Origin of the sequence: Cellulomonas hominis, assembly GCF_014201095.1 — a bacterium.
GTDB classification, from domain to species: Bacteria; Actinomycetota; Actinomycetes; order Actinomycetales; family Cellulomonadaceae; genus Cellulomonas; species Cellulomonas hominis.
The window spans coordinates 2,219,811-2,244,437 of record NZ_JACHDN010000001.1 but is presented as its reverse complement, the minus strand read 5'-3'; the positions used below and the strand labels follow the sequence as shown (position 1 = coordinate 2,244,437).

Genomic DNA, 24,627 nt, shown 5'->3' with positions numbered 1-24,627 from the left:
ATGCCGTACCGCGCCGAGAAGCCGCCGCTGCCGGAGACCCCCGAGCAGCTCCGCGCCCGCATCCCCGGCTGGGGAGCCGACCTCGACCCCGCCGACCGGCCGTCCTACCCCCGCGAGCGCACCGACCTGACTACGGGCGCGCACTGGGACTTCCCGGACCGCCAGGAGGAGACGTGGCCCCGCGAGCGCTCGATCGAGCACGAGCAGCTCACGCCGGTCTTCGGCACGGCGCAGCCGCTGCACGGCCCGGCCGGGGCGATCCGCCGGTACGCGTACGACCGGTTCAGCGAGGGCCGCGCCGCGCACTGGCTGCTCCTGATCGCCGGCGACCGCGTCGACGCGCTGACCGCGCACCTGCGCTCGTTCGCGACGACCCGCCCGGACAACCCGGTCACGCAGACCGGGATCCTGTCGGAGCCGCGGCGGCACCCGATCGCGTCGCGGCGCGGGCGGGTCGACGTGCGGCACCAGCCGCTCGACGTCGTGATCGTCGCGGGGCCGTGGGTCGTGGGCGCGGTGGTCGCGGTGCAGGCGGCCCGGGCCCTCGCCCGGCGCCGCCGCTGAGGGGGTCTGACAGGGCCCCCCGCCGGGCGCGACACGGCCGTCCCCGCGTGGTTACCGTCGACGGGCCGGCCGACCCGAACGCCGGCGGACCTCCCTCAGCAAGGAGCACCACCATGCGTGGAGTCGTCATGCACGCCCCGGGCGACGTCCGGGTCGAGGACCGCGAGGACCCGACGATCCTCGAGCCGACCGACGCGGTCGTCCGCCTGACCGCGACCTGCATCTGCGGCTCGGACCTCTGGCCGTACCGCGGCGCCGAGCCGGTGGACCACCAGTTCATGGGCCACGAGTACGTCGGCGTCGTCGAGCAGGTCGGCGACGCGGTGCGCGAGATCCGGGTCGGCGACTTCGTCGTCGGCTCGTTCTGGGCGTCGGACAACACCTGCGAGATCTGCCGGTCCGGCTACCAGGCGTACTGCGTGCACCGGGTGCTCATGGGCACGATCGGCACGCAGGCCGAGAAGGTCCGCGTGCCGCTGGCGGACGGCACCCTCGTCGCGACGCCCGGGCAGCCGGATGCCGACCTGGTGCCGTCGCTGCTCGCCGCCTCCGACGTGCTGGGCACCGGCTGGTTCGCCGCCGTCGCCGCCGAGGCCGGCCCGGGCAAGACGGTCGCCGTCGTGGGCGACGGCGCGGTGGGCCTGCTCGGCGTGCTGGCCGCGAAGCAGCTCGGCGCGGAGCGGATCATCGCCATGTCCCGGCACGCCGACCGCCAGGCGCTGGCCCGCCGGTTCGGCGCGACCGACGTCGTCGAGGAGCGCGGCGAGGCCGGCGTCGCCGCGATCAAGGCGCTCACCGGCGGGCTCGGCGCGCACAGCGTCATCGAGGCCGTGGGGACCCAGGAGTCGATGATGCAGGCGATCCACTCGGCGCGACCCGGCGGCCACGTCGGGTTCGTCGGCGTCTCGCACGACGTCAGCCTGCCCGGCGAGGACATGTTCATGGCCGGCATCCACCTGCACGGCGGCCCGGCCCCCGTGCGCCGGTTCCTGCCGGAGCTGATCCGGCTGATCTGGGACCGGGAGATCGACCCGGGCCAGGTGTTCGACCTCACGCTCCCGCTGGAGGACGCGGCGAAGGGCTACGAGGCGATGGACCAGCGGCGCGCCACGAAGGTGCTGCTGACGGTCTGACGCGCGCGACGGCGGCGGCACCCGCGGGGGCGCCGCCGCCGTCGTCGTCCGTCCGCTCAGCGCCGCTCGCGCCGGTACAGCGAGCGCGACCAGGCGTACCCGAGCACCCCGACGACGACGCACCAGCCGACGGCCAGCAGCGTGGTCGCGGTGTCGAGCGCCGTCCCGGACAGCAGGCCGCGCGCGGTCTCGATGATCGGCGTGAACGGCTGGTACTCGGCGAACCACCGGACGGCCGCCGGCATGGTCTCGACCGGGACGAACCCGCTGCCCAGGAACGGCAGCGCCGTGAGGATCATCGGGGTGTTCGACGCGGTCTCCACCGACTTCGCGCTCAGCCCCATGCCCACGCACAGCCAGCTGAAGGCGGCCGTGGTGAGGGCGATCAGGCCGGTCAGCGCGAGCCAGCCGAGCGGGCCGGCGTCCGGCCGGTAGCCGAGCGCGATCGCGATGCCGAGCACGAGGGCCGCCGCGACGGTGCCCTGGACGGTCGTGCCGAGCACCGGCCCGCCGAGCACCGACCCGGGCGAGATCGCCATGGTCTTGAAGCGCGGCATGATCCCGCTGGTGGCGTCCATCGCTGCGGTGATCGCCACGCTCTGCGCGGCCCCGACGACGGCGAACAGCAGGATCGCCGGGGTGATGTAGTCCAGGTACGCCGCGCGGCCGTCCGCCCCGGGGGCGACGCCCGGGGCGACCCCGGCGCCGAACGCCCCGCCGAAGACGAACACGAACAGCAGGAGCAGCGCGATCGGGATGCCGACCGTGAAGCTGGTCAGGCCCGGGTAGCGCACCGCGCGGAGCAGGTTGCGGCGCAGCATGGTCAGGGTGTCGGCGACCGGGCGCGCGCCCGCGACGGCGGGGACGACCGGGGCGGCGGTCACGGTGGTCATCAGGCCACCTCCTTCGTGGTGTCGGGCCGGGCGTTCCCGGGCTCCGTCAGGCGGAGGAAGACGTCGTCGAGCGAGCCGGCGTCGTGCGCGGACTTGAGGTCGGCGGGCGTGCCCTCCGCGACGATCCGGCCGCGGTCGAGCACCGCGACGCGGTCGGCCAGGTGGTCGGCCTCCTCGAGGTACTGCGTGGTGAGCAGGATCGTGGTGCCGGCCGCCACGAGGGCGCGCACCTCGTCCCAGAGCGTGCGGCGGCTGCGCGGGTCGAGACCCGTCGTCGGCTCGTCGAGGAACACGACGCTCGGGGCGCCCACGAGGGTCATCGCGAGGTCGAGCCGGCGGCGCATCCCGCCGGACCAGGTGGACACCGGCTTGCGCGCGGCGTCGGTCAGGCCGAACTGGTCGAGCAGCGCGTCGACGCGCTCGCGGCCGGCGCGGCGGCCGAGGTGGTGCAGCGACGCCATCAGCCGCAGGTTCTCGGCGCCCGTGAGCAGGTCGTCCACGGCGGACATCTGGCCCGTGACGCCGATGGCGGTCCGCACGGCCTGCGGCTCCGCGACGACGTCGTGCCCGGCGACGCGGGCGGTGCCGCCGTCCGGCCGCAGCAGCGTGGACAGGATGCCGACGGTGGTGGTCTTCCCGGCGCCGTTGGGGCCGAGCAGGGCGGTGACGGTGCCCGCCCGGACGGCGAGGTCGACGCCGTCGAGCACGAGCTGGTCGCCGTAGGACTTGCGCAGGCCGCGGACGTCCACGGCGAGGTCGGTGGTCATGGTGCTCCTCCTCGGGGTTCGGGCGGTGCTGGTGGTGTCACGGGCGGCGGACGATGACGTCGCCGTAGCCGGTGCCGGCGTGGATCTCCGCGGTGGACTCGTCGTCGACGGGACCGCCGGTGGGGGTGAGCTGGTTGCGGACGCTGCCGTGCTGCGAGCTGACGTCCAGCCAGGCGGCGGTGCCCTCGGGCACGCCCACCTCGATGGAGCCGTACGACGTCGTGAGGTCGACGCGGCCGGACTCGAGGCGCTCGACCCGGATGCTCGCGTGCGCCGCCTTCGCGGTGAGCGTGCCGCGGACCCGGCCTACGGCGATCTCGGCGTGCGCGCCGTACACCTCCAGCGTCCCGGACACCAGGTCGACGGTGGTGGTGCCGTTCGCCGCGCGCACGGTGCCCTCCCCGGCGACCTCGGTCAGCCGCACGGACCCGGCGGACGCCTTCACGGCGACCGCGCCGGTCACCCGGCGGACCACCACGGACCCCGCGGACGCCTTGACGTCGACGCGCTCGGCCTCGTCCACGCGGGCGTCGCCGGCCGTGAGGACCACGTGGACCGCGCCGAGGCGTCCCTCGGTCAGCAGCGACCCCGTCCTCCCGCGCAGGTCGGAGCCGGCGGGCAGCTCGACGGTGATGTTCGCGGTCCCGGCCGCGAACGGCAGGACGTACTGCTTCCACGAGCTCGGGTAGTCGATCGTGACGGCGTCGCCGGCCCGCTGGACGCGGACGTCCTCGGCGGCGCGCCGGCTGCCGGACGACGACGGGTCGGTCGGCAGGACGGTCACGACGACGTCGTCACGCTCGCCGGCGACGACGTGCAGGTTGCCGGCCGGCACGTCGACGACGACGGGGACCGGGTGCGGTGCGGGGTACGTGGGCATGACGACTCCAGGGCAGTGGGCGGTGTGGTGCGTGGTGTCGGGGTGGTGTCAGGGGCGGTGGTGCGGCGCGGGTGGCGCGGTGCGGTCAGCGCACCCAGCCGGTGACGCGGTTGAGGTCCTTCGGGTCCGTGCGCGACGACGAGGCCGGCCGGCCCGTGCTCTGCTCCAGCACGGTGGCCACCGCGCGGACGAGCCAGGAGTTGACCGAGATGCCCTCGACCGCGGCGGCGACCTCGACCTGCGTCTTGAGGTGGTCGGGCAGGCGCAGGGTGGTGCGGGTGGTGGTGCCCTCGTCCGCGTCGGTCGCGGCGGGGGTCGAGGGCGCCGAGGGCGCGGCGGCCGCGGTGGGCGCCGTCGCGCCGGCGTCGGCGACCGGCGGGCGAGGGGCGTCGACGACGAACTCCGGCTCGCCGCCGCGCAGCCGCACGTCGACCGAGCCGGGGGCGAGCTCCGCGGTGATCTCCCCGGCCGCGACCGACAGGGCGTCGAGCAGGACCAGGCGCACGGCGGCGTCCAGCGGGGCGGTCAGCCGCTCCGCCAGCTGCCGGGCGTCGTCGCCGGCGGCGTCGGCCGCGGTGGCGAGGCGGTGCTGGAGGTCGTCGACGTAGCGCGTGAGGTCCATGACGCCATGGTGACACCACCGGTGGTGTCACGTCAACACCATCGTGGTGTCGCGGTGCCGTCCGGGGTTACCGCGGGTGCGCGGCGAAGAACTCCCAGAGCACCGTCGTCGCGTCCACCCCGGCGGACCCGGTCGGCCACGTGTGCTCCAGGACGTCCGCCACCACGAGGGTCACCTCGCGCCCGTCGGGGCACGCGGCGGTCGAGGTCACCACGCGGTCCTCGTCCGTCGTGACGGGCGGCGCGCACCCGAGCCGGTCCCGCCAGCCGGCGACGGTCTCCTCGACCGGCGGGTGCCCCATGCCGGTCCCGTCGGGGTCGCCGCCGACGGGCACCACCGCGTCGCGGGCGCCGTGGATGTGCAGCAGGGAGGCGGGCGCGGCACCGTCGCAGTCGACGAGCTCGCCACCGCCCACCGGGCCGAACGCCGCGAACACGTCCGTCTCGCACGCCAGCCGGTACGTCATCGCGCCGCCGTTGGAGAACCCGGACGCGTACCGCCGGGCCGGGTCGACCGCCACGCGCCCCGCGACGTCCTCGACGACGGCGAGGGCGGCGGCGACGTCGTCGACCTCCGCCTCCATCGCCGGACCGCAGCACGACCCGGCGTCGAAGCTGTTCTCGACGCCGTCCACGTAGGCGACGACGACGCCCTCGGAGTCGGCCACCTCGTCCCAGCCGTACTCCGCCTCCGCCTGCTCCGCGCTGCCGCCGTACCCGTGGAAGAACAGGACGAGCGGCGCCGGCTCGTCGAGCCCGGCCGGGCGGTACGCGCGGTAGGTCCGGGTCGTGCCGTCGACCTCGACCTGCTGCACCGAGGACCCGACGGGGAGCGCGCCGGCGTCCCCGCCGCTCGGCGCGTCGCTGCCGGAGCCCGGGCCGCAGGCCGCGAGCACCGCCAGCACGAGGGCCGCGAGCGCGGCGGCGGGGTGGCGCACGTGCCGCTCCTTGTCGTCCGGTGTCGTTCGGTCCGTCCCGCAGGCCTACCGCAGGGGCGTCGGGAGGGACAAGTCCGGACTTGGGCCGGCGACCGGACGGCGGGATCCGCGGGCGCCGGGGCGCGGCGCGCGGTCGGATCCCGCCGTCAGGGGTCACCCGCGACGTGTGCGCCGGGTCAGCGCCGCGCCCAGCGCGAGCAGGGCCAGGGCCAGGACCGCGGTCAGGGCGATCGCCCCGCCCGTCACCGCCAGGCCCCCGGGGGCCTGCGCGCCGGGGCCGCCGGGGGCGCCCGGGGCGCCGGACCCGGGGGCCGCGGCCTCGACCACGACGGCCACCTGCGCGAGCAGCGCGCCGTCGGTGCCCCGGGCCTGCAGGTGGTGCGTGCCCGCGGCGAGGTCGCCGGGGATCGTCACCTCCGCCGTCGCCGACCCGTCCGTCACCGCGACCGCGGCGAGCCGCCGGTAGACGGACGCGATCCCGACCTCGACCTCGTCCCCGGGCATCCCGGTGAGGGTCACCGTGACCCGGTCGCCGGGCCGGACCGTGCCGGCCGACGCGGCGATCGCCGGTGCGGTCCCGCCGGGGGGCACCGCCTCGACCCGGACCGACCCGACCGCCGAGACGTTGCCGGCCCCGTCGGTCGCGCGGACCTCCACGGTCACCGCGTCGGTCCCCGGGACGGCGACCGGCTCGGCGTAGGCGGTCCACGCGCCCGACGACCCGAGGCGGTACTCGACCGAGGCGACGCCCGAGCCGCCCTCGTCCGTCGCCACGACCGTGACGACCCGCCCCTCGACCGTGGCCGACACCACGGGAGCCGTCGTGTCCGCGGGCGGGATCTCCGCGAGCCCGTCGAGCGCCGAGGCGAGCGCCGCCGCGGCCGCGTCGACCTCGGCCTGCGTCGCACCGGCGGACGCCAGCAGGGCCTTGGCGGCCTCCAGCGCGGGCAGCAGCGGCGCCCAGCTGGCGGGCGTGTAGCGCTCGCTCTCCAGGCCGTCCGCCCGGGCCACGAGGTCCTGCAGGTCCTGCGTGGCGACCGCGATGCTGACGGGGCACCACACGAGTTCGTCGCCCTTGTCGTGGCTGATCAGCACCGACGTCGAGCCGGACGAGCCGGTGGCCAGGTCGACCCCGATGCTCCCGTCGGCGGCGACGCGCGGCGCCCCCGTCACGGCGGCGACCGCCGGGTCCAGGGACGACGCCCGGACGACGTCGTCCGCCTCGTGCGGCGCGATGGTCGCCGTCAGGACGCCCGAGCCGTCGCGCGGCAGGGCGGTGCCCGTGGCGGTGCACGCCAGCTTGTAGCCGCCGTAGACCTCGAGCTCGAACAGCGACATCCCGTACTTCGTCACCGGCAGGCCGGCGACCCGGACGTGCCGGACCTCGGTGTCCGCGAAGTCGACCGTGTTCTTCAGCTCGGCGGAGGTCTTCTGGACCCGGGCGAGCAGCTGCCACGTCTGCCCGTCCGCCGACCCCTCGACGCGGAAGTCGTTCGAGGTGGCCGTCTCCCAGGTCAGCACGACCTGGTTGATCGTCCGCGGGCTGCCGAGGTCGACCTGGAGCCAGCGCTCGGTGGTGTACGGCGCGTCCTGGCGCAGCGACGCCCAGCGCGTCGTGGGGTTCCCGTCGACGGCGTTGGCCGGCGGCAGGGTGGCGTTGTACTGCGAGTCCGCGGTGACCTCCCGGCCCAGCGCGAGGTTCTCGCGCCCCGCGGGCACGCTCGGCGCGGACGCGATCGCGTCGTCGCCGAACACCTCGAGCTCCCAGATCGACACCCCGTACTGGGTGGTGCTGCGCTGGACGGTCTGCATCCGGACGTACCGCGCCTGCTCGTCGAGGGCCACGACGTCGACCCCGCCGTCGCTCCCGGCGCCCGACGTGGCGTAGGCGTCCCGCCAGGCGGACCCGTCGTCCGAGACCTGGATCCGGTACTGGCGGGCGTACGAGGCCTCCCACCAGAGCCGGACCGTCCCGACGGGCTGCACCGACCCCAGGTCCACCTGCGCCCAGGCGCCGTCGGACAGGTTGCCGCTCCAGCGCGTCGCCATGTTGCCGTCGGTGATGCTGCCGGCGGCGCCGCTCGAGGTGCCCGAGACGGAGACCGCCCCGCCGAGCGCCAGGTTGACGCTCGCGTCGACCTCGAGCTCCCGCACCGCGTAGCCGTCCCCGTCGCCGTCGAGGAGCAGCAGCCGGACGAAGCCGGCCGCCGTCGGGGCGATGTCGATCCGGGTCGTCCCGCCGGTGCCGTCCTGCGTGAACCGCTGGTCGGTCCACGTGACGCCGTCCGCCGAGGTCTGCAGCAGGAACCGGGTCGCGGCGTCCTCGCCCCAGGTCACCGTCGCGCCGGTGACGAACGAGCCGTGCGCGAGCTGCCGGGTCAGCCACTGCGTGCCGCCCGCGGCCGAGCGCCAGGCGGTGCCCGCGTCCCCGTCCCCGGCCAGCGCGGCCCCGTGCCCGGCCCGCGCGCTGCTCGCGCTGGACGGGGAGGACCCGCCGTCGCTCACCGCGAGCGCCGCGGTGACCGTCTTGCCCAGCGTGGCGCCGGAGCCGAGGGCGAACACGCCGTGCGCGGCCCCGTCCGGGCCGGTCAGGGACACCCGCACGACGATGCCCGGCTGGCCGGGGTTCGCGACGCTGACGACCGGGACGTCGCCCGACTCGTCGAGGATCACCAGGCTCGCCTGGTCGACCGCCAGGCTCCGGCCGTCGCCCAGGTCCAGCGAGCCGGCCCGGGAGAACGTCGCCATCGTGCGCTGCAGGCCCGCGTGCCGCACGGCCTGGACGGCCCCGTCGTTGCGCAGCACCTCGACCGCCGGGGCGGCCGCGTACGCCTCGACCTCGGCGGGCGTGGCCGCGGGCAGCACGATGTACTCGTAGCCCGCGTCCTGCGGCTGCACGCCGTGGTCGACGTGCAGCGTGAAGGCGTCCACCGTCACCGGGTCCTCGCCGATCCAGCTGCCCGTCTGCGCCGTGTTCGACACCAGCACCCGCTGCCCGGCCGGGAACACGTACCCGACCTCGTCGTTGTACGCCCACGCGGGGCCGTCGACGGCGGCGTCGTCGGTGCCGGGCGCCACCGCAGCGCCGTTCACCGAGGCGTTCGGCTTCGCGACGACCTGGTTCACCGTGGTGTGCACGGCGGCGGCCGAGGTCGAGGAGATGCCGGTGCCGAGCGCGACCATCTCGTCGTCGAAGGTGAAGTAGCTCTTCTGCCCCTTCGTCGCGGCCCGGTCCAGGGTGTAGACGCTCGCCCCGTAGGTGCCGTCGGAGACGCCGCCGGTGAAGCTGCCGCCGTTGCCGGTCGAGCCGCGCGTCTGCTCCTTGGTGTACGGCGCGGTCACTCCGGGGTAGTGGAACCAGTCGAACGCCGGGCCGAGGTCCAGGTACTCCCGGTTCGTGACCTGGATCGCCGTCGCGCCGGCGGAGTTCCACACGATCTCGTTGCCGACCTCGGGGCGGAACGTGGAGCGGTACTCGCTGCCGACCGTGCGGCTGGAGTTGAGGCGGGTGATGATCCCGTAGTCGTCCCGCAGGTGCGAGGAGAGCTCCGACCGCCAGAAGTACCGGTTGCCCGTCACGCCGTTGGTGCGGGTCTTCCCCTGGATGCCGTCGAGGACCGCGCGGTACGCGGTGGCGTACAGCGGGTCGGTGCGCACCATCCGGGTCAACGGCTCGATGAACTCGGACGCGTGGCTGGTGACCCCGCCGATCGTCTTGGGCTGCCGGTAGTTCAGGTACAGCAGCCCGATCTCGCCGCGGATCATCCAGCGCGTGCCCGAGATGATGTAGAACGCGATCGTGTCCAGGTGCTGCCGGCTGAACGCGAGGTCGGTGCCACGGGCGACGTCCGCCCAGAGGGCGACGTTGGTGAACAGGGCCATGCCGTAGCCCTCGCTGTACAGCTGCGCCCCGTGCGCCCAGAAGCTCGCGTCCGGCTGGACCGCCTCCTGGACCGTGCCGGAGTGGTCCACCGCCACGGTCTGCACCATGGTGTCGAAGCCGGCGGTGATCTTCGCCAGGTCGTGCGTCGCGACGGCCTCGAACAGGTAGTTGGTGGTCCGCCACGCGCCGTTCGCGCCGACCGGGTCGAGCCTGCCGGTGTTGTGCTCCAGCGCGACGTCGAGGGCGGCGGGGTCGAGGACGTCCCCGAGGAAGATCGAGATCCGGCCCATCGCCATGGACTCGCCGATCTCGGTCTCCCACCAGTTCGTGTTGCCGGGGTCGGCGACGTCCCAGTAGGCCAGCGCCCGCCCGACCGCGGTGACGAGCGCCGGGTCCTCGAACCCGTCGGCCGCCGGGTCGCGGTAGGCGTGCGCCATCGCGAGCATCCGGTACAGCGCGATGTACGCCGACCAGGTGCGGCCGTTCGCGGAGCTGGTGCGGTCGGCGTAGTCGACGTCCGCCCAGGACCCGTCCGCGCGCAGGGTGGCCGCGTAGTCGCGCGCCTCGGAGGTGCGGGCCAGGTAGATGCCGTTCGCGATGATGATCTCGTCGCCCTGGCCCAGGTAGTACTCCTGCAGCCGGCTGATGATCGTGCCCACGTCCTCGGCCGGCGTCGCCGCCGCGCGCGGGGCGCCCGCCAGGCCGGCGCCGCCCAGCACGAGGGCGAGCGCGAGGGCGATCACTGCTCTGAGGTGTCTCACGTCCAGCTCCTTCGCTGATCTGTCGAGACGCGCGGTGCGTGGCCGCACCGGGCGGTGGTGGCGGGCGCCAGGGAGCGGCCGCGGGAGGAGGCTCAGGCGGCGGCGACCACCGCGGTGCCGTGGCCGGAGATCGTCAGGGGCCCGTCGGCGTCCGGCACGAACACCGCCTCGCCGGGCTGCAGCCGCACGGCGTCGGCCGCCGCGACCCGCACCTCGCCCTCGACGCAGACCACGACCCGCGGCCCGTCGGCAGGCCCCGCGAGGTCGTCGCCCGCCCGGGCGGTGACGACCCGCAGCACGAAGTCCGGGACCGGCGGCACGAGGTCCACGACCCCGGGGGCCACGCGCACCGGGCGGAGGAAGCCGGTCAGGCGGGGGCTGAAGTCGGTCACGGCCAGCACCTCGTCGACGTCCACGTGCTTGCCGGTGAGGCCGGCGCGCAGCACGTTGTCCGACGCGGCCATCACCTCGACCGCCATCCCGCCGAGGTAGGCGTGCAGCGTGCCGGGCGCGGTGTAGATCGCCTGCCCCGGCTCGAGCCGCTCGTAGTTGAGCAGCAGCGGCGCGAGCAGGGCCGGGTCCCCGGGGAACCGCGCCGCCAGGCCGCGGACGACGTCGAGCTCCGGGCGGGAACCCGCGGCCTGCCGGGCGACGGCGGCGACCTCCCGGACCCACGGGGCGTCGGCGGCGCGCTGACCGAGCAGCCACCCGAACGCGGCGCGGTGCGGGGGTCCCGCGGCGTCGCCCCGCAGGAGGGCGACCAGCGGGTCCAGCGCGGGCACGTCGAGCTCGGCGACCAGCTTCGCCGCCTGCTCGGGCTCCCGCAGCCCGCTGAGCAGCTCGAACGGGGTCAGCGCGTAGACGACCTCCGGCTTGTGCGAGCGGTCCCGGTACGTCCGCGCCGGGTCGTCCCGCGGCACCCCGCGCCGCTCCTGCTCGGCGTACCCGGCCTCGGCCTGGGCCGCGTCCGGGTGCACCTGCACCGACAGCGGGTGCGCGGCCGCGAGGATCTTCGTCAGGTACGGCAGGCGCGGGCCGGCGACCTCGAGCACCCGCCGCCCGAGCATCGTCTCGGGCCGGTCGGCGATCAGCGCGTCCAGCGGGACGCGGCGCCCGGTGCCGTCCGCGACCGAGGGGTCGTCGGGGTGCGCACCGATCCACACCTCCGCCACCGGGCGGCCGTCCAGCGGCTGCGCGCGCAGCTGCTGGACCAGCGTCGTCGAGCCCCACGCGTAGCGGCGGACCGGGTTGTCGAGCCGGTACACGTCAGCCCTCGTCCCGTACCAGCTCGGCGACGCCGATCCGGGAGTCCGCCATGCCGTAGAACACGAACCAGCGGTCGCCGATCCGCTCGACGGCCGTCGGGAAGACGACGTTGCCGAGCGTGCCCTCGAGCTCGGCGTCCGTCTCCGGGACGAGCAGCGGCTCGGGGGTCCGCGCGAGGACCCGGCGCGGGTCGGCGGGGTCCAGGAGCATCGCCCCGGCGGTGTACCGCGCGCCGTACGCGAGCTCGAAGCCCTTGACGTCGGCACCGGTCACGCCGTGGTGCAGCACCAGCCAGCCCTCCGGCACCCGCAGCGGCGCGGGGCCGCCGCCGATCTTGGACTCCTCGAAGGGCATGACGGGCGCCGCGAGCATCGAGGCGTGCTCGACGTGCGTCAGCGCCGACAGGTCCCGACGCACGGCCTCGAGGTCCACGAAGCCGATCCACATCGAGGGCCGGTCGTCGTCGATCCCGGCCGGCGTGGGGGCGCCCTCGCCCGGGCGCAGCCAGTCCAGGTCCCACATCGGGCGGTGCAGCAGCGCGAGCGCGGGCCGGCCGTCGGGGCCGGGCACGAGCTCGGGGAAGAACACGATGTCCTTGTTCGGGAACAGGTTGAGGTCGGTGCTGAGCTCGGGCCGGTACCCGAACCGGATCGGGCCGAGGCGCCGCCAGGTGGCCGTGTCCTCGGAGACCGCGAGCGCGGGGCGCGGGCCCAGCGGCCCGTACGCGACGTAGGTCATGACGTGCAGGCCGAGCGGCTCGACGAACGTGATCCGCGGGTCCTCGACGCCGGCGTTCTGCCGCCCGTGCTCCCAGCCCTCGTCCGGGGAGAGCACGACGCCCAGGCGCTCGACGCCCACCGGGACCCCGTCGGCGACGACGACCCGCGCCCGCCCGATCCGGGAGACGTTGCCCGCCGAGACCAGGCGCGGGAACAGGTAGAGCTCGCCGTCCGGGCCCCACGCGGTGCCGGGGTTGAGGACGCCCTCCGCCTCCAGCGGGTTGCCGGGCTCGGGCTCCATGATCGTGCCGAGCCGCCGCAGCGCGTAGGGGACGGTCGCGACGGACGCGTGGTTGACCTGGCTCATGACCTGCCTTGGGGGTCTCGTGGGCGCGCCGAGGACGTCGGCGTGCGCCGGGGGTGGTGCGGGGTGCGGGGGTGCGCGGGCGCGGGAGGGCTCAGCCCTTGACGGCCGAGCCGAGGTTCGCCGACGTGAAGTGGCGCTGGAAGAGCAGGAACAGGACGACGGCCGGGACCGCGAGCACGCACGCCCCCGCGAGCACGGCGCCCATCGGGTTGTCCTGGAAGGTCGAGTTCGCCTGCGAGAAGTTCGCCAGGCTCACCGCGAGCGGCTGCATGGTGGCGTCCTTCGTCACCAGGAACGGCCAGAGGAACTCGTTCCACGGGCCGATGAACGTCACGAGCATCGCGGTGAGGATCGCCGGCCGGACCAGCGGCACCGCCACCGACAGCAGGATCCGGAGCTCGCTCGCGCCGTCGATCCGGGCCGCGTCGAACACGTCCCGCGGGATCTGCAGGAAGTACTGCCGGAAGATCAGCACCGCCACCGAGTTCACGGCGAACGGCAGGATCATGCCGAGGTAGCTGTCCGCGAGCCCGAAGTAGCGCACGACCATGACGTACAGCGGGACCATGAGCAGCTGGAACGGGATCGCCTGCACCAGCAGCACGAGCGCGAACACGAGCCCCTGGCCGCGGAACGACAGGACCGACAGCGCGTACCCGACCATGAGGCCGAGCACGAGGGTGCACCCGACGACGCCCGCGGTCATGATCAGCGAGTTCAGCAGCGACTGCGCCAGGTCGATCGAGTCGTTGACGCCCGCGAAGTTCGCCAGCGTCAGGTTGCCCGGCAGCGGCAGCATCCCGAGCAGGCTGGTGTCCCGCTCCTCCTGCAGCGCGCCGATCACCATCGAGTAGAACGGGACGAGCGCGAGGAACGCCCCGACCAGCAGGACGGCGAACCGGCCCGCGGCGAGCAGGCGCCGGCGCGTGCGGTCGGGGGCGGTGGTCGTGGTCGCCATCAGCCCTTCCTCTCCGTGAGCCGGCGCGAGGCCAGCGACAGGACCATGACGGCGACCACGAGGATCATCCCGATGGCGGCCGCGATGTCCGGCTGCCCCTGCTGGATGCCCTTCTGGTACATCAGCAGGGCCGGGGTCATCGACGCGCCGTTCGGGCCGCCGCCGGTGAGCAGGTACGGCTCGGTGAAGATCTGGCCGGTCGTGATGATCGACAGCAGCACGACCAGCGACGTCACCGGGCGGACGCCGGGCAGGGTCACGGACCGGAACCGCCGCCACGCGCCGGCCCCGTCCATCTCGGCCGCCTCGTGCAGCTCGCGCGGGACGTTCTGCAGCCCGGCGAGGTACAGCAGGACGTAGAAGCCGAGGTTCTTCCAGGTCACGTACACCGCGATCAGCGGCATGATCAGCCCCTGGTTCGCCAGCCACGTCGGGTCCGGCGCCAGGCTGCCGAGCAGCTGGTTGACCACCCCGTTGCCGCTGAACAGGAAGATCCAGGCGGCCAGCGTCGCGACCGAGGCGGTGACGTACGGGACGTAGTACGCGACCCGGAAGAAGCCCTTCCACCGGACGACCGCGTCCAGGCCCGTCGACAGCAGCAGGCCGAGGACGACGGTCAGCGGCACGTTGATGACGAGGAACACCAGCAGGTTGCGGAACGCCTGGCGCACCGCCGGGTCGCCCAGCACCTGCTGGAAGTTCTCCAGCCCGACGAACGGGTGCGGGACCTGGACGCCCGGCGCGGTGAAGAAGAAGTCGTGCACCGACATCCAGACCCCGAACCCGAAGGGCACGAGGAACACCACGACGACGAACGCGGTGTACGGCGCGCTGAGCAGGGCACCGAGGGGGTGCTCGCCGAGCCAGCGCTGCAGGCGCCGGCCCCGGGGGCGCTGCGGGCCGCCCCGGCGCGGGCCACGGTCGTCCGTGGCCCGCGCCTGCGACCGCAGGCCCTCGTCGCGGAGGGTGGTCATGGTGTCGATCCGTCCCGTCGGTCAGCCGGCCAGGCCGTCGACGGTCGTGGCGGCGGCGCCGAACACGGCCGGGAGGTCGCCCGAGCCCGACTGCACCGCCTCGCCCCACGCGTCGCGGAAGACCTGCATCTTCTCCGCGAGCCCGTCGACCGTCGGCACGTCCACGGCGAGCGGCACGGCGGCCGCGAACGCCTCGAAGAACGGCTGCTCGGCCAGGAACTCCGCAGCCAGCTCGGGCACGTCCGTCCGGGTCGGGAACTGCCCGGTGGTCTCGAGCAGGGCGAGGTCGTTCTCGTCGTCGGTGGCGAACTTGAGGAAGTCCCAGGCGGTCTGCTGGTTCTCGCACGCGGAGTAGAGCCCGACGTTCTTCGAGTCGGCGAACGTGGCCGTCTCGTCCGCGGCGGTGCCGTCGGCCGTCGGGATCGGGACGGCGCCGTACTCGACCTTGCCGTCGAACTGCCCGGCGCCCCACGGCCCGGCGATGCCCATGGCCGCCACGCCGTCGGCGAACGGACCGGCCCACATGTCGCCGCTGTACGCCTCGGCCGAGGCGTAGCCCTCCGCGTAGAGGGTCTGCCAGAGCTCGAGCGTCTCGAGCGCCTCGTCGCCGGCGAAGGTCGCCTTCCCGTCCTCGATCAGCTGCGTGCCGCCCGAGTTCGCCAGGAAGAACGGGTAGAAGTCGAAGTTGACGTTCGTGTAGTCCGCGGTCGCCGGCGGGTAGATCGCGTAGTCCGCCGCGCCCGACGCCTGGATCGCCTCGGCCGCCGCGAGCAGGTCGTCGTAGGTCGACAGCTGGGGGTTCTCCGGGTCCAGGCCCGCCGCCTCGAAGACCGTCTTGTTGTAGTAGAGCATGAACGGGTTGGTCTTCCAGGGGAGCTGGTAGAGGTCCCCGTCGGCGCTGCGGAACCCGTCCGCGGCCGCGCCGGAGCGGCCCGTGATGTAGTCCTCGGCGTCGTCGAACGTCGCCGAGAGGTTCACCAGGCCGCCCTGCTTCTGGAACGCCGGCACCGCGGCGGGGGCGGTGTTGAACACCAGGCACGGGGTGTTGCCCGCGGTGATCGACGCCGCGATGACGTCCTCCGACGAGCTGCCGGCGGGGATCGCCTGCGCCGTCACCTGCTGGTCGGCGTGCTCCGCGTTCCACGCCTCGACGACCTGCTCGCCCCAGGCGATCTCCTGCTCGTTGGTCGAGTACCAGATGTCGATCGGGCCGGTGCCCAGGCCCGCGCCCGACCCCGGCTCGCCCCCGTCGCCCGAGCCGCACGCCGCCAGCGGGAGCACCACCACCGCCGCGGCCGCCGTCAGGACTGCCATTCGTGCGCCACGCTTCATCGCGCCGCTCCTCGCTTCCCGGGACGCTGCGTCCCCGCCTGCCCCGGGCGCCTGGCGGCGGTCGGGGCGCCGGTCGTCCGTGACCGGCTGCGGCCGAGTAAACCGGTTTGAGTCGTGGAGGTCAACCCGGTAGGGCAAACCGGTCAGGGCGGCGTCACTACGCGGGTGAAGACGATGCTCGGTTTACTAAACCGGTGCGCGCCGCTTGCGCTACGATGGCGAGGTGGACGCAGCACCAGCACCGGACGCCGGCCCGTCGGCGGCGCACGACCCGAAGCCCGAGGCCAAGGCCCGGCGGGCGACCATCGGCGACGTCGCCGAGCGCGCGCAGGTCTCGAAGAGCGCCGTCTCCTTCGTGTTCAACGGCCGCTCGGGGGTGAGCGAGGCGGCCCGCGCCCGCATCCTCGAGGCCGCCCGCGAGCTCGACTGGCGGCCGGACTCCCGGGCGCGCGCCCTGTCCCGCAGCCGCGCCCAGGCGCTCGGGCTCGTCGTGCGGCGGGAGCCGGAGCTGCTCAGCACCGACCCGTTCTTCCCGCAGTTCGTCGCCGGCGTCGAGAGCGGGCTCTCCGGCCTCGGGTACGCGCTGGTGCTCCAGGTCGTCGACGGCGAGGAGACCGAGCGCGCGGCCTACCACCAGTTCGCCCGCGAGTCCCGGGTCGACGGCGTGTTCCTCACCGACCTGCGCGCCGACGACGAGCGCCCCGCGCAGCTGGACGGCCTGGGGCTGCCCTACGTGCTGGTCGGGCCGGTCCCCCCGGTGGACGGCCGCCCCCGCCCGATCGGCGTCGACGACGAGGCCGGCGTCCGGCGCGCCGTGCGGCACCTGTACGCCCTCGGCCACCGGAGCATCGCGCACGTCGCCGGCGCCCCGGGCTACGTGCACTCCGACCTGCGGCGGCGCGCCTGGGAGCGGGAGATGGTCGAGCTCGGGCTCGAGCCGGACCTCGTCGTGGTCGCGGACTTCTCCGGGGCCTCGGGCGCGCGGGCCACGCACGAGCTCCTCGACCTGCCGCGGCCGCCGAGCGCGATCGTCTACGGCAACGACCTCATGGCCATCGCGGGGATCTCCGTGGCGACCGAGCGCGGGATCCGCGTGCCGCACGACCTGTCGGTCGTGGGGTTCGACGACGTGCCGCTCGCGGCGTTCGTCGTCCCGCCGCTGACCACCGTCCGGCAGGAGGTCATCGAGTGGGGCCGGGCGTGCGCGCGCACCCTGATCGCGCTCGTCGAGGGCCGCGAGCCGGAGGAGGTCCGGCTGCCGCCGGTCGAGTTCGTCGTCCGCGGCAGCACGGCGGCCGCGCGGCACCGGCCGGGGGCCGCCGCGGGACGCTGAGCGCCTGCGACGTCCCTCCGAGCCGGTGAGGGCGAGCCCGTCGCGCGGGCCTGACAGCACTGGCGCCGGCGACCCCGCGCCCGCAGAGTGGAGCTCCCACCCCGGCGAGCCCAGGAGTGATCCGCATGACCGTCGTCGACCCGCCGCGCGACCTGCGGGAGTACATCGAGTTCCTGCGCGACAGCGGCTACACGGTCCGCGACGGCCACACCCCCGACCCGGACCTCATCGACCCGCAGGGCAACCCCGTCTACACGTGGCAGGAGGGGTACCCGTACCCCGAGCTGATGGACCGGGACGCGTACGAGCTGGAGAAGTACCGCCTGCAGGTCGAGCTCCTGAAGTTCCAGTACTGGCTGGAGGACAACGACAAGCGGGCGATCGTCCTGTTCGAGGGCCGGGACGCCGCGGGCAAGGGCGGGACGATCAAGCGCTTCACGGAGCACCTCAACCCGCGGACCTCGCGCGTCGTGGCCCTGTCGAAGCCGAGCGACCGCGAGCGCGGCCAGTGGTACTTCCAGCGGTACGTGCAGCACCTGCCGACCGCCGGCGAGATCGTCATGTTCGACCGGTCCTGGTACAACCGCGCCGGCGTCGAGCGCGTCATGGGCTTCTGCTCCGACGAGGAGTACCAGACGTTCATGGCGCAGGCCCCCGCGTTCGAGCGGATGCTCGTCGAGTCCGGCGTGCACGTCACCAAGCTCTGGTTCTCGGTGTCCCGCACCGAGCAGCGCACCCGGTTCGCGATCCGGCAGCTCGACCCCGTGCGCCGGTGGAAGCTCTCCCCCATGGACCTCGCCTCGCTGGACCGCTGGGAGGAGTACACCCAGGCCAAGGAGGAGATGTTCCGCCGCACCGACAAGCGGTACGCGCGGTGGACGATCATCCGGTCCAACGACAAGAAGCGCGCCCGGATCAACGCCATGCGGTTCTTCCTCGGCCAGTTCGACTACGACGGCAAGGACCACGCGGTCGTCGGGCGCGCCGACCCCCTGCTGGTCATCCGCAGCAAGAACGAGCCGGCGGACGAGTAGCCGAACGGCCCATGCGCAGGCCGTCCGCGCCGCTACCGTGGCGGGCATGGCTCAACGTCCGGTCGGTCAGCTCCTGCTCGGCACCGTCCTCGTCCTCGCGGGCGGGGTCCTGCTGCTCGACCGCCTGGACGTGCTCCAGGTCGCGAGCCTGTGGGAGGTGCTCCTGCCCCTGGCGGTGATCGCGGTCGGCGCCGCCGCGCTGGCGCTGGTGCCGCGCGCCTGGATCGGGCCGGTGCTCATCCTCGGGCTCGGGACGTTCTGGCTGCTCGAGGCTCTCGACCTGGTGCACGGCAGCGCGAGCACGTACGCGCTGCCGATCGCGCTCGCGCTGCTCGGCTGCTCGATCCTCGTGGCCGCGACGGGGCGGCGCACCGACCCCGACCGTCTCCGGATGCTCGTGTTCTTCTGGGGCGGCGACCGGCGCACGACCTCGCAGCAGTTCCGGTCCGCGTCGATCACCGCGGTGTTCGGGGGCATCGACCTGGACCTGCGGGCGGCGAACATCGTCGACCGGGCCCGCATCGACGTGTTCACGATGTTCGGCGGGGTCGAGATGAAGGTGCCGCCGACCTGGCGGGTCCGCCTGAACAACCTCTCGGTGTTCGGCGGCTCCGACGACAAGACCGTCCCGCCCCCGTACCCCGACGCCCCGGTGCTGGACGTGCACGTCGTGGCGATCTTCGGCGGCGCGACGGTCAAGCACGGCAAGCCGCTGGCGCAGGAGCAGCCCGCCGCCGGGTACTGAGCGCAGCACCGGCGCGGCGCCCGGCCGATCGCCCGGTCAGGCCGCCGGGATGAGGTCGAACGCGTTGCCCTCGGGATCGGTCAGGCTCACCCAGCGCGCGGTCCCGCCGACGGCGCCGAGCCGCCGTGCCCCCAGCCGGACGAGCCGGTCGGACTCCCCCTCCAGGTCGGCCGTCACCAGGTCGAGGTGCAGCGTGTTCCGGACGACGCCGCCCGGACGCACCCGGTCGAAGGCCAGCCGCGGGGCGTCCGCGTCGGCGGGCAGCTCGGCGTGCTCGGCGGTGGCACCGGGCGCGACGTCCCGGCCGAGGGCGGCGGCCCAGAACTGCGCGACCGCGTGGGCGTCGTACGCGTCGAAGGTGAGTCCGTGGAAGGTGCTGGCCATGGGGTGCCTCCTGGTGCTGGGACGTCGCCCCCGGATCGCGGACACGCGGCGGGGGACGAGGGGGGCGGGCGCCGCGGGCGGCGGTGGCGCGGGCGGCGTATCCTGGGAAACGGAGGAGCCTCTCGTTTCGCTCCTCGACTCTAACCGGAGGGACCTCCGGATCGCAAGAGGAGACCGCCCGTGACCACCGGACCCGCGACGTCGACCGGCCGCCCCCTGCGCGCCGACGCGGCCCGCAACCGCGCCCGGCTGCTCACGGTCGCCGCCGCCGCGCTCGCCGAGGACGGCGACACCCCGCTGGAGACCATCGCCCAGCGGGCCGGCGTCGGCATCGGCACGCTCTACCGCCACTTCCCCGAGCGCGGCGCCCTCGTCGAGGCCGCCTACCGCCAGGAGGTCGCCGACCTGTGCGACTCCGCCGCGGCCCTGCTGGACGGCGCGCCCACCGCCGTCGACGCGCTGCGCGCCTGGATGGGCCGGTACGTCCGGTACGCCGCCACCAAGCGCGGCATGGGAGCCGCGCTGCGCGCAGCCGCCGGCTCGGACTCCTCGCTGTTCGGCGAGACCCGCACCCGGATCATCGCCGCCATCGACACCCTGCTCGCGGCAGGTCGCGCCGACGGGACCGTGCGCGGCGACGTCGACGGCGAGCAGGTGATGCTCGCGATGGGCGGGGTGTGGAACGTGCCGGGCTCCGACCGGTGGGCCGAGCGGGTCCGGGGGTTGCTCGACCTCGTGGTGGACGGCCTCCGGTACGGCGCGTCCGCCGAGGACTGACACCGGGGACGCGGACGGGGCCGGCCCACGCGCCCCTCCCGGCGCGGGGACCGGCCCCTCCAGCACTCAGCGCGACGCCTGCCTCCGCCGGGCGAGCACGAGCAGGACGCCGGAGAGCACGAGCACGAGGGCTGCCGCCGCCGCGGGCGTGACGACGTCCGACCCCGTGACCGCCAGCTCCCCGGACGGCTGCTCAACCGCCGCCGGCTGCGGCTCGCCAGCGGGCTGGGGCTGCGGCTGCGGCTGCGGGTCCGGCTCGGGCTGCGGCTGCGGGTCGGGCTCCGGGTCCGGCTCGGGCTGCGGCTCGGGGTCCGGCTCCGGCTGCGGCTCCGGGTCCGGCTCCGGCTGCGGCTCCGGGTCCGGCTCCGGCTCGGGGTCGGGCTCCGGGCCGGGCAGCTGACCGGAGCCGTCACCGCCCGCCCCGGTGCGCTCCACCAGCGCCTCGACCTGCTGGGTCTGCTGGTCGGCGGTGACCGAGGCCGTGTTCGTGTAGTACTCACGGTCGAGGTCGGTGACGCGCACCCGGTACATCACGCCGACCAGGGTGTCCGCCGGGACGCCGAGGACCGTGACCCGCAGGCCGTCTTCGCCGCAGTCGACCGACACGCGGTCGGCCGACGGTCGGGTCACCGTGCCGGAGTAGTGCCCGGTGTCCGGGTCGATCCCGTAGAGGTACACCTGCGGCGCGTCGGCCCCGTCGCAGACGTAGCTCTGGCCCGCACCCAGACGGTCGTCGACCGTCACGCGGTCGAACGGCCCGACCGGCGTCTCCACGAGGTAGACCAGGAGGTCCCCCTCGACGCCCCACTGCCCCGTCTCCTCGTCCCACCAGCTCCCCCGCTTGTAGGGCACGTCGCGGTCCTGGTCACCCGGGTCGCCCCCGCCCCCTCCCGGGTCGCTCGGCGTGATCACCGTGGTCACCGACCCGAAGTCGAGCGTGAGCGTCTCGCCGGGTGTGACCTCGTGGGAGAGCCGGACCCAGAAGAACGCGGTGCCGTGGACGTCGGTGTGCGTGTCCACGAAGTCGGTCAGGGTGAACGTGACGAGGCCGTCCGTCACCTGGGCGGTCGCCACCGTCGCGCCGGACTCGTCGGCGAGAGCGAACGACGTCGTGATGCGGTTCAGCTCGCCGGGGAGGTCGAGCGTGAACGTGTCGCCGCCGCGGGCGGTGTCGGGCACGGCCCAGGTCAGGTCGAGCCGGACGCTCTGCCCGGGAGCGGGGTCGTCGGGCACGACCGAGACCGCCGTCACGGCGCCGGGGATGGTCGCCGCGGAGGCCGGGACGCCGACCGTGCCGGACGCCCAGACCAGGACGGCGGCCACGGCGACCGCCAGCAGGCTGCGCGCCGTCCCTCGGCGGGCGGCGGACGTCGTCATCGGACTCACACTCCATTTCTGCGGTCGGACAAGGCGAAGGACGAACCTATCCGGGCCCTCATGCCGCAGTCCGGGACGGTCATCTTGAGTAGAGTGGAAATCGATCCGCTATTGCCATGGCGCGCGGGTGGTCACCACCGGGTCACCGGCGGCGGCGGCGCGTCGATGCGCCGAACTCCCTGCTCAGCGTCGTGACCGCCATGGAGAACTGCCGCCCGGCGGGGCGCGCCCGGGAGAGACACCCACGGTCGGCCACTTGCGTAGGGGGCGGCGCGACATACTCACAATTGCGGAATCGAACACCCCGTCCGAGCAGATGATCCGCCCGATCCCACGCGGCCGGGGCAAGCCGTCCCACCGCTTTCCTCGGCGTTTCCCCTGATGACGAGTGCGCCGTCCGCAGCCACCGTCGCCGCCGAGGAGCCGCAGCGACACCCAGTTGCGAGGGCCTCGCGGCCTGAGGTTTCACCCGCGGCGCAGCCGCACCACCGTGCGTGCGCCCTCCAGGCCGACACGCCGCGGGCAGGCGGCTGCCTGCGTCAACGCTCGATGCCATCGCGTCACGTGCCGGTCCTGCGCCCGGCGAGCACCGACCCGGACACGCCGAACCGCCACCGCGACGGTCGTGGTGGCGGTTCGGCCAGGCGAGGCGGCCCGGGCCGGAGCGGCTGCCCTGCGGCTCCACCCGAGTTCCGGACGTCGGACCTGATGCAGGTGCTCTACGTTCCCCTCGCAGCAGCGCGTGGTGACCCTACGCGCCGCGCCCCGCCCGAAGGCCGCTCGAAGCGAGCTTGCGCGCGACCAGACCCGCGGCGAGCACGAGTGCGGCGAGAATGACCGGTCCGAGCAAGCCCGCACCAGTCACTGCAAGCCTTCCGGAAGGCGCCACGTCGCGGTCAGCCGAGGTGGGGGCGACCGGTCCCGTAGCCCCAGGCTCCGCGCCAGGCTGGGGCTGATCGGCGTCGACCACGATCGGCACGGTGATCTCAGCAATCTCCGACACAGCCGAACCCAGCGGGTTAGCGAACACCACTCGGTACCGCACGACGCCACCCTCCGGCGCGGTGACGCTCAGCGTCGTCGCCGCACCGGAGCCGGTCTGGCCAGGAACATCGACCCACTTCTCGTCTGCCGACGACCACTGCTGCCACTGTGCCGTCGGCGTCTCGTCGCCCGAGGCACGCGCCGCGAGCTCCACGATCTCACCCGGGCGGGTGACGACCGAGACGGGGGACGCTTCGACAACGGGGGCCGTCCCGAAGGTGTAGGAGTCAATGAGGGAACTGACGGTGCGGGGATAGCGGCCATTCCCACCCTGGACGACGTCGATGTCGACGACTCCGGAGGCATGTGCGGGGGTCACGCCCGTCAGGAACTCGGAACCGGTCCACGACACGTCCGTAGCAGGAGCGCCGCCGACGTTCAGTTGCACCTCCGGCATCAACGCAGGGCGCGGCCCGGTGGCTCCGCCGACCACTCCGTCGCCCGCTTGTCCGTCAGCGTTGTTCCCCCACGTCACCGGGATGCCGTCGGCCGTCAGCGCGACGACGTGCTCCCAACCAGCCGAGACCTGAACCGCTCCGTCGCCCCCGAGCTCCACGGGCACCGGTACGGGGCTGCTCGGTGCGTGGGGCTGACCCAGGGCGCCCAGTCCGTTGTCGCCCCAGACGTAGGGCACACCGTCGGCCGACAAGGCGACCGAGTGCTCGTAGCCGCCGTCGAGTGCGCGGAACCGTACCGAGCCCGACGTGACCGGGGCGGGCAGTGCGCTTCCGCTGGTGGAGCCCCCACCGAGCTGTCCCTGCACCCCCGCGCCCCAGGCGTACGCGCGCCCCGCTCCGTCCAGCGCGAGCGAGTGCCATCCACCCGCTGCCACGTCCACCACCTCGACACCGTCGAGCACCCCGGAGACGAGGACGGGCGTCATGGCCTGCCCTCCGAACCCCCGTCCGAGTTGGCCCTCAGCGTCGTCGCCCCATGTCAGAACCTCCCCCTGGTCGGTCAGCGCGATCCCGTGTCTCCAGCCCGCGTCGACGTCGACGACTCTCGCACCCGGACCTGCCGCGCTGGTGTCGACCGTCACCGGGACTCGACGGTTGACGCCCGTCCCGTCACCGAGTTGGCCGGACGTGCCCTGTCCCCACGCATAGGCGGTGCCGTCCGCCCCCACGGCGGCCGAGGTATACGGTCCGGCGTCCACGAGGACGACCGGTTGGTCGTCGAGCTCGGACGGGGGGACCTGTACGGGGACGTCCGACGTCACGCCGCTCCCGTCGCCGAGCTGCCCGTAGAAGCCGTAGCCCCATGTGAACACCCGGCCGTCGTCTGCCAGCGCGATGCTGTGGCTGTACCCGGCGTCGACCTGGACGATGCGGACCCCTTCCAGCCCCACGACCGCCGTCGGCACAGCGGAGGCCGTCGACGTGCCGTCACCGAGCTGGCCGACGCTGTTGTCGCCCCACGCCCACACGGTGCCGTCGCTCGCGAGGCCGACGGTGTGCTGCTCGCCGGCCGCGACCTGAGCGAAGACGAAGCGATCCGCAGGAACGGTCACCACCGTGCCACCAGAGGTCGGGCCGCCCGAGGGGAGCACGGCGGTCAGCAGGAGTGCGGTTGCTGAGACGACGAAGGGGACAGGCATCGGGAGGCTCCCAGGGACGTGGCTCGACGAGATCCCGGACCGTAGGCCGCGGGCGGCACGCGCCGGGTGGGACCTCGGTCCCCAGGGGTCGCCCCCGGGGACCTTCGGTGGAGAACCGGCCATATCTGGGTGCCGACGGGCCGCCCGGTAGGTGTACCGGCTCAGCGATACGTAGGGGTAGCACCCACCCGCCCAGCGCACCGCTTGCCGCTCTCAGGGAGAGACGCCGAGTGCGGCGCGCGGTCGGACGAGGATCGCCCTCTGCACCGACCCCGGCCCT

General features: G+C 74.3%; 20 protein-coding genes. 6 read left to right on the top strand and 14 right to left on the bottom strand.

Annotated elements, in window-relative coordinates; translation table 11 throughout:
- Complete coding sequence (locus HNR08_RS10485; RefSeq protein ID WP_146832951.1) at nucleotides 1-564, top strand: hypothetical protein; 564 nt, start codon at nucleotides 1-3, stop codon at nucleotides 562-564.
- Between the two features lie 113 nt (nucleotides 565-677).
- Entirely contained in the window at nucleotides 678-1,697 is a 1,020-nt protein-coding gene (locus tag HNR08_RS10480; RefSeq protein WP_146832954.1) for a zinc-dependent alcohol dehydrogenase family protein, read from the top strand.
- Between the two features lie 56 nt (nucleotides 1,698-1,753).
- On the opposite strand, the gene HNR08_RS10475 is transcribed toward HNR08_RS10480, so the two are convergent.
- The 11 genes from HNR08_RS10475 to HNR08_RS10425 form a co-directional block, all read right to left on the bottom strand.
- Nucleotides 1,754-2,590, bottom strand: coding sequence for an ABC transporter permease (locus HNR08_RS10475; protein ID WP_146832957.1), 837 nt, complete (start codon nucleotides 2,588-2,590; stop codon nucleotides 1,754-1,756).
- Nucleotides 2,590-3,357, bottom strand: a complete 768-nt coding sequence (locus HNR08_RS10470; RefSeq protein ID WP_146832960.1) for an ABC transporter ATP-binding protein — start codon at nucleotides 3,355-3,357, stop codon at nucleotides 2,590-2,592. Before HNR08_RS10470 ends, HNR08_RS10475 begins: the two co-directional genes overlap by 1 nt.
- Nucleotides 3,358-3,394: 37 nt before the next feature.
- Complete coding sequence (locus tag HNR08_RS10465) at nucleotides 3,395-4,237, bottom strand: DUF4097 family beta strand repeat-containing protein (RefSeq protein ID WP_146832963.1); 843 nt, start codon at nucleotides 4,235-4,237, stop codon at nucleotides 3,395-3,397.
- 85 nt (nucleotides 4,238-4,322) lie between these two features.
- On the bottom strand, nucleotides 4,323-4,859 hold the full coding sequence (locus HNR08_RS10460) for a histidine kinase (protein ID WP_146832966.1): 537 nt from the start codon (nucleotides 4,857-4,859) through the stop codon (nucleotides 4,323-4,325).
- Nucleotides 4,860-4,926: 67 nt separating this feature from the next.
- Nucleotides 4,927-5,796 (bottom strand): alpha/beta hydrolase family protein, encoded by an 870-nt coding sequence (locus tag HNR08_RS10455; protein WP_183835006.1) that lies wholly within the window; start codon nucleotides 5,794-5,796, stop codon nucleotides 4,927-4,929.
- 153 nt (nucleotides 5,797-5,949) lie between these two features.
- On the bottom strand, nucleotides 5,950-10,440 hold the full coding sequence (locus HNR08_RS10450; RefSeq protein WP_246803205.1) for a discoidin domain-containing protein: 4,491 nt from the start codon (nucleotides 10,438-10,440) through the stop codon (nucleotides 5,950-5,952).
- A 92-nt stretch (nucleotides 10,441-10,532) separates the two neighbouring features.
- A complete protein-coding gene (gene manA, locus HNR08_RS10445) occupies nucleotides 10,533-11,705 on the bottom strand; it encodes a mannose-6-phosphate isomerase, class I (protein WP_146840629.1) in 1,173 nt (390 codons plus the stop codon).
- Nucleotide 11,706: 1 nt separating this feature from the next.
- A complete protein-coding gene (locus HNR08_RS10440) occupies nucleotides 11,707-12,792 on the bottom strand; it encodes a glycoside hydrolase family 130 protein (RefSeq protein WP_146840630.1) in 1,086 nt (361 codons plus the stop codon).
- A gap of 91 nt (nucleotides 12,793-12,883) precedes the next feature.
- Entirely contained in the window at nucleotides 12,884-13,750 is an 867-nt protein-coding gene (locus tag HNR08_RS10435; RefSeq protein ID WP_146840631.1) for a carbohydrate ABC transporter permease, read from the bottom strand.
- Nucleotides 13,750-14,724 carry a carbohydrate ABC transporter permease gene (locus tag HNR08_RS10430; protein ID WP_146840632.1) on the bottom strand — a complete coding sequence of 325 codons (975 nt, stop codon included), beginning with the start codon at nucleotides 14,722-14,724 and terminating at the stop codon, nucleotides 13,750-13,752. Before HNR08_RS10430 ends, HNR08_RS10435 begins: the two co-directional genes overlap by 1 nt.
- Before the next feature lie 21 nt (nucleotides 14,725-14,745).
- On the bottom strand, nucleotides 14,746-16,038 hold the full coding sequence (locus HNR08_RS10425; RefSeq protein WP_146840633.1) for an ABC transporter substrate-binding protein: 1,293 nt from the start codon (nucleotides 16,036-16,038) through the stop codon (nucleotides 14,746-14,748).
- 241 nt (nucleotides 16,039-16,279) lie between these two features.
- Here HNR08_RS10425 and HNR08_RS10420 point away from each other — a divergent pair, with 241 nt between their 5' ends.
- The 3 genes from HNR08_RS10420 (at nucleotide 16,280) to HNR08_RS10410 (ending at nucleotide 19,168) form a co-directional block, all read left to right on the top strand.
- Nucleotides 16,280-17,389 (top strand): LacI family DNA-binding transcriptional regulator, encoded by a 1,110-nt coding sequence (locus tag HNR08_RS10420; RefSeq protein WP_146840634.1) that lies wholly within the window; start codon nucleotides 16,280-16,282, stop codon nucleotides 17,387-17,389.
- Nucleotides 17,390-17,514: 125 nt separating this feature from the next.
- Nucleotides 17,515-18,423 (top strand): polyphosphate kinase 2, encoded by a 909-nt coding sequence (ppk2, locus tag HNR08_RS10415; protein ID WP_146840635.1) that lies wholly within the window; start codon nucleotides 17,515-17,517, stop codon nucleotides 18,421-18,423.
- Between the two features lie 46 nt (nucleotides 18,424-18,469).
- Nucleotides 18,470-19,168, top strand: coding sequence for a LiaF transmembrane domain-containing protein (locus tag HNR08_RS10410; protein WP_183835004.1), 699 nt, complete (start codon nucleotides 18,470-18,472; stop codon nucleotides 19,166-19,168).
- A 36-nt stretch (nucleotides 19,169-19,204) separates the two neighbouring features.
- Here the strand turns inward: HNR08_RS10410 and HNR08_RS10405 are convergent, their stop codons facing one another.
- Entirely contained in the window at nucleotides 19,205-19,552 is a 348-nt protein-coding gene (locus tag HNR08_RS10405) for a VOC family protein (protein WP_146839654.1), read from the bottom strand.
- Between the two features lie 180 nt (nucleotides 19,553-19,732).
- On the opposite strand from HNR08_RS10405, the gene HNR08_RS10400 reads away from it, so the two are divergent.
- Entirely contained in the window at nucleotides 19,733-20,329 is a 597-nt protein-coding gene (locus HNR08_RS10400) for a TetR/AcrR family transcriptional regulator (RefSeq protein WP_146839656.1), read from the top strand.
- A 66-nt stretch (nucleotides 20,330-20,395) separates the two neighbouring features.
- On the opposite strand, the gene HNR08_RS10395 is transcribed toward HNR08_RS10400, so the two are convergent.
- Together HNR08_RS10395 and HNR08_RS10390 are read right to left on the bottom strand one after the other, a co-directional pair.
- The gene (locus tag HNR08_RS10395) at nucleotides 20,396-21,706 is read right to left on the bottom strand and encodes an Ig-like domain-containing protein (protein WP_146839658.1); all 1,311 of its coding nucleotides are present in this window, start codon (nucleotides 21,704-21,706) and stop codon (nucleotides 20,396-20,398) included.
- Nucleotides 21,707-22,457: 751 nt separating this feature from the next.
- Entirely contained in the window at nucleotides 22,458-24,347 is a 1,890-nt protein-coding gene (locus tag HNR08_RS10390) for an RCC1 domain-containing protein (RefSeq protein ID WP_183835002.1), read from the bottom strand.
- Nucleotides 24,348-24,627 lie beyond the last annotated feature (280 nt).

Coding starts and splice junctions, on each gene's coding strand:
- HNR08_RS10395 (WP_146839658.1), bottom strand. CDS start 21,706: ATGACGACGTCCGCCGCCCGCCGAGGGACGGCGCGCAGCCTGCTGGCG.
- HNR08_RS10410 (WP_183835004.1), top strand. CDS start 18,470: ATGGCTCAACGTCCGGTCGGTCAGCTCCTGCTCGGCACCGTCCTCGTC.
- HNR08_RS10475 (WP_146832957.1), bottom strand. CDS start 2,590: ATGACCACCGTGACCGCCGCCCCGGTCGTCCCCGCCGTCGCGGGCGCG.
- HNR08_RS10390 (WP_183835002.1), bottom strand. CDS start 24,347: ATGCCTGTCCCCTTCGTCGTCTCAGCAACCGCACTCCTGCTGACCGCC.
- HNR08_RS10405 (WP_146839654.1), bottom strand. CDS start 19,552: ATGGCCAGCACCTTCCACGGACTCACCTTCGACGCGTACGACGCCCAC.
- HNR08_RS10460 (WP_146832966.1), bottom strand. CDS start 4,859: ATGGACCTCACGCGCTACGTCGACGACCTCCAGCACCGCCTCGCCACC.
- HNR08_RS10430 (WP_146840632.1), bottom strand. CDS start 14,724: ATGACCACCCTCCGCGACGAGGGCCTGCGGTCGCAGGCGCGGGCCACG.
- HNR08_RS10485 (WP_146832951.1), top strand. CDS start 1: ATGCCGTACCGCGCCGAGAAGCCGCCGCTGCCGGAGACCCCCGAGCAG.
- HNR08_RS10465 (WP_146832963.1), bottom strand. CDS start 4,237: ATGCCCACGTACCCCGCACCGCACCCGGTCCCCGTCGTCGTCGACGTG.
- HNR08_RS10480 (WP_146832954.1), top strand. CDS start 678: ATGCGTGGAGTCGTCATGCACGCCCCGGGCGACGTCCGGGTCGAGGAC.
- HNR08_RS10440 (WP_146840630.1), bottom strand. CDS start 12,792: ATGAGCCAGGTCAACCACGCGTCCGTCGCGACCGTCCCCTACGCGCTG.
- ppk2 (WP_146840635.1), top strand. CDS start 17,515: ATGACCGTCGTCGACCCGCCGCGCGACCTGCGGGAGTACATCGAGTTC.
- HNR08_RS10435 (WP_146840631.1), bottom strand. CDS start 13,750: ATGGCGACCACGACCACCGCCCCCGACCGCACGCGCCGGCGCCTGCTC.
- HNR08_RS10425 (WP_146840633.1), bottom strand. CDS start 16,038: ATGGCAGTCCTGACGGCGGCCGCGGCGGTGGTGGTGCTCCCGCTGGCG.
- HNR08_RS10470 (WP_146832960.1), bottom strand. CDS start 3,357: ATGACCACCGACCTCGCCGTGGACGTCCGCGGCCTGCGCAAGTCCTAC.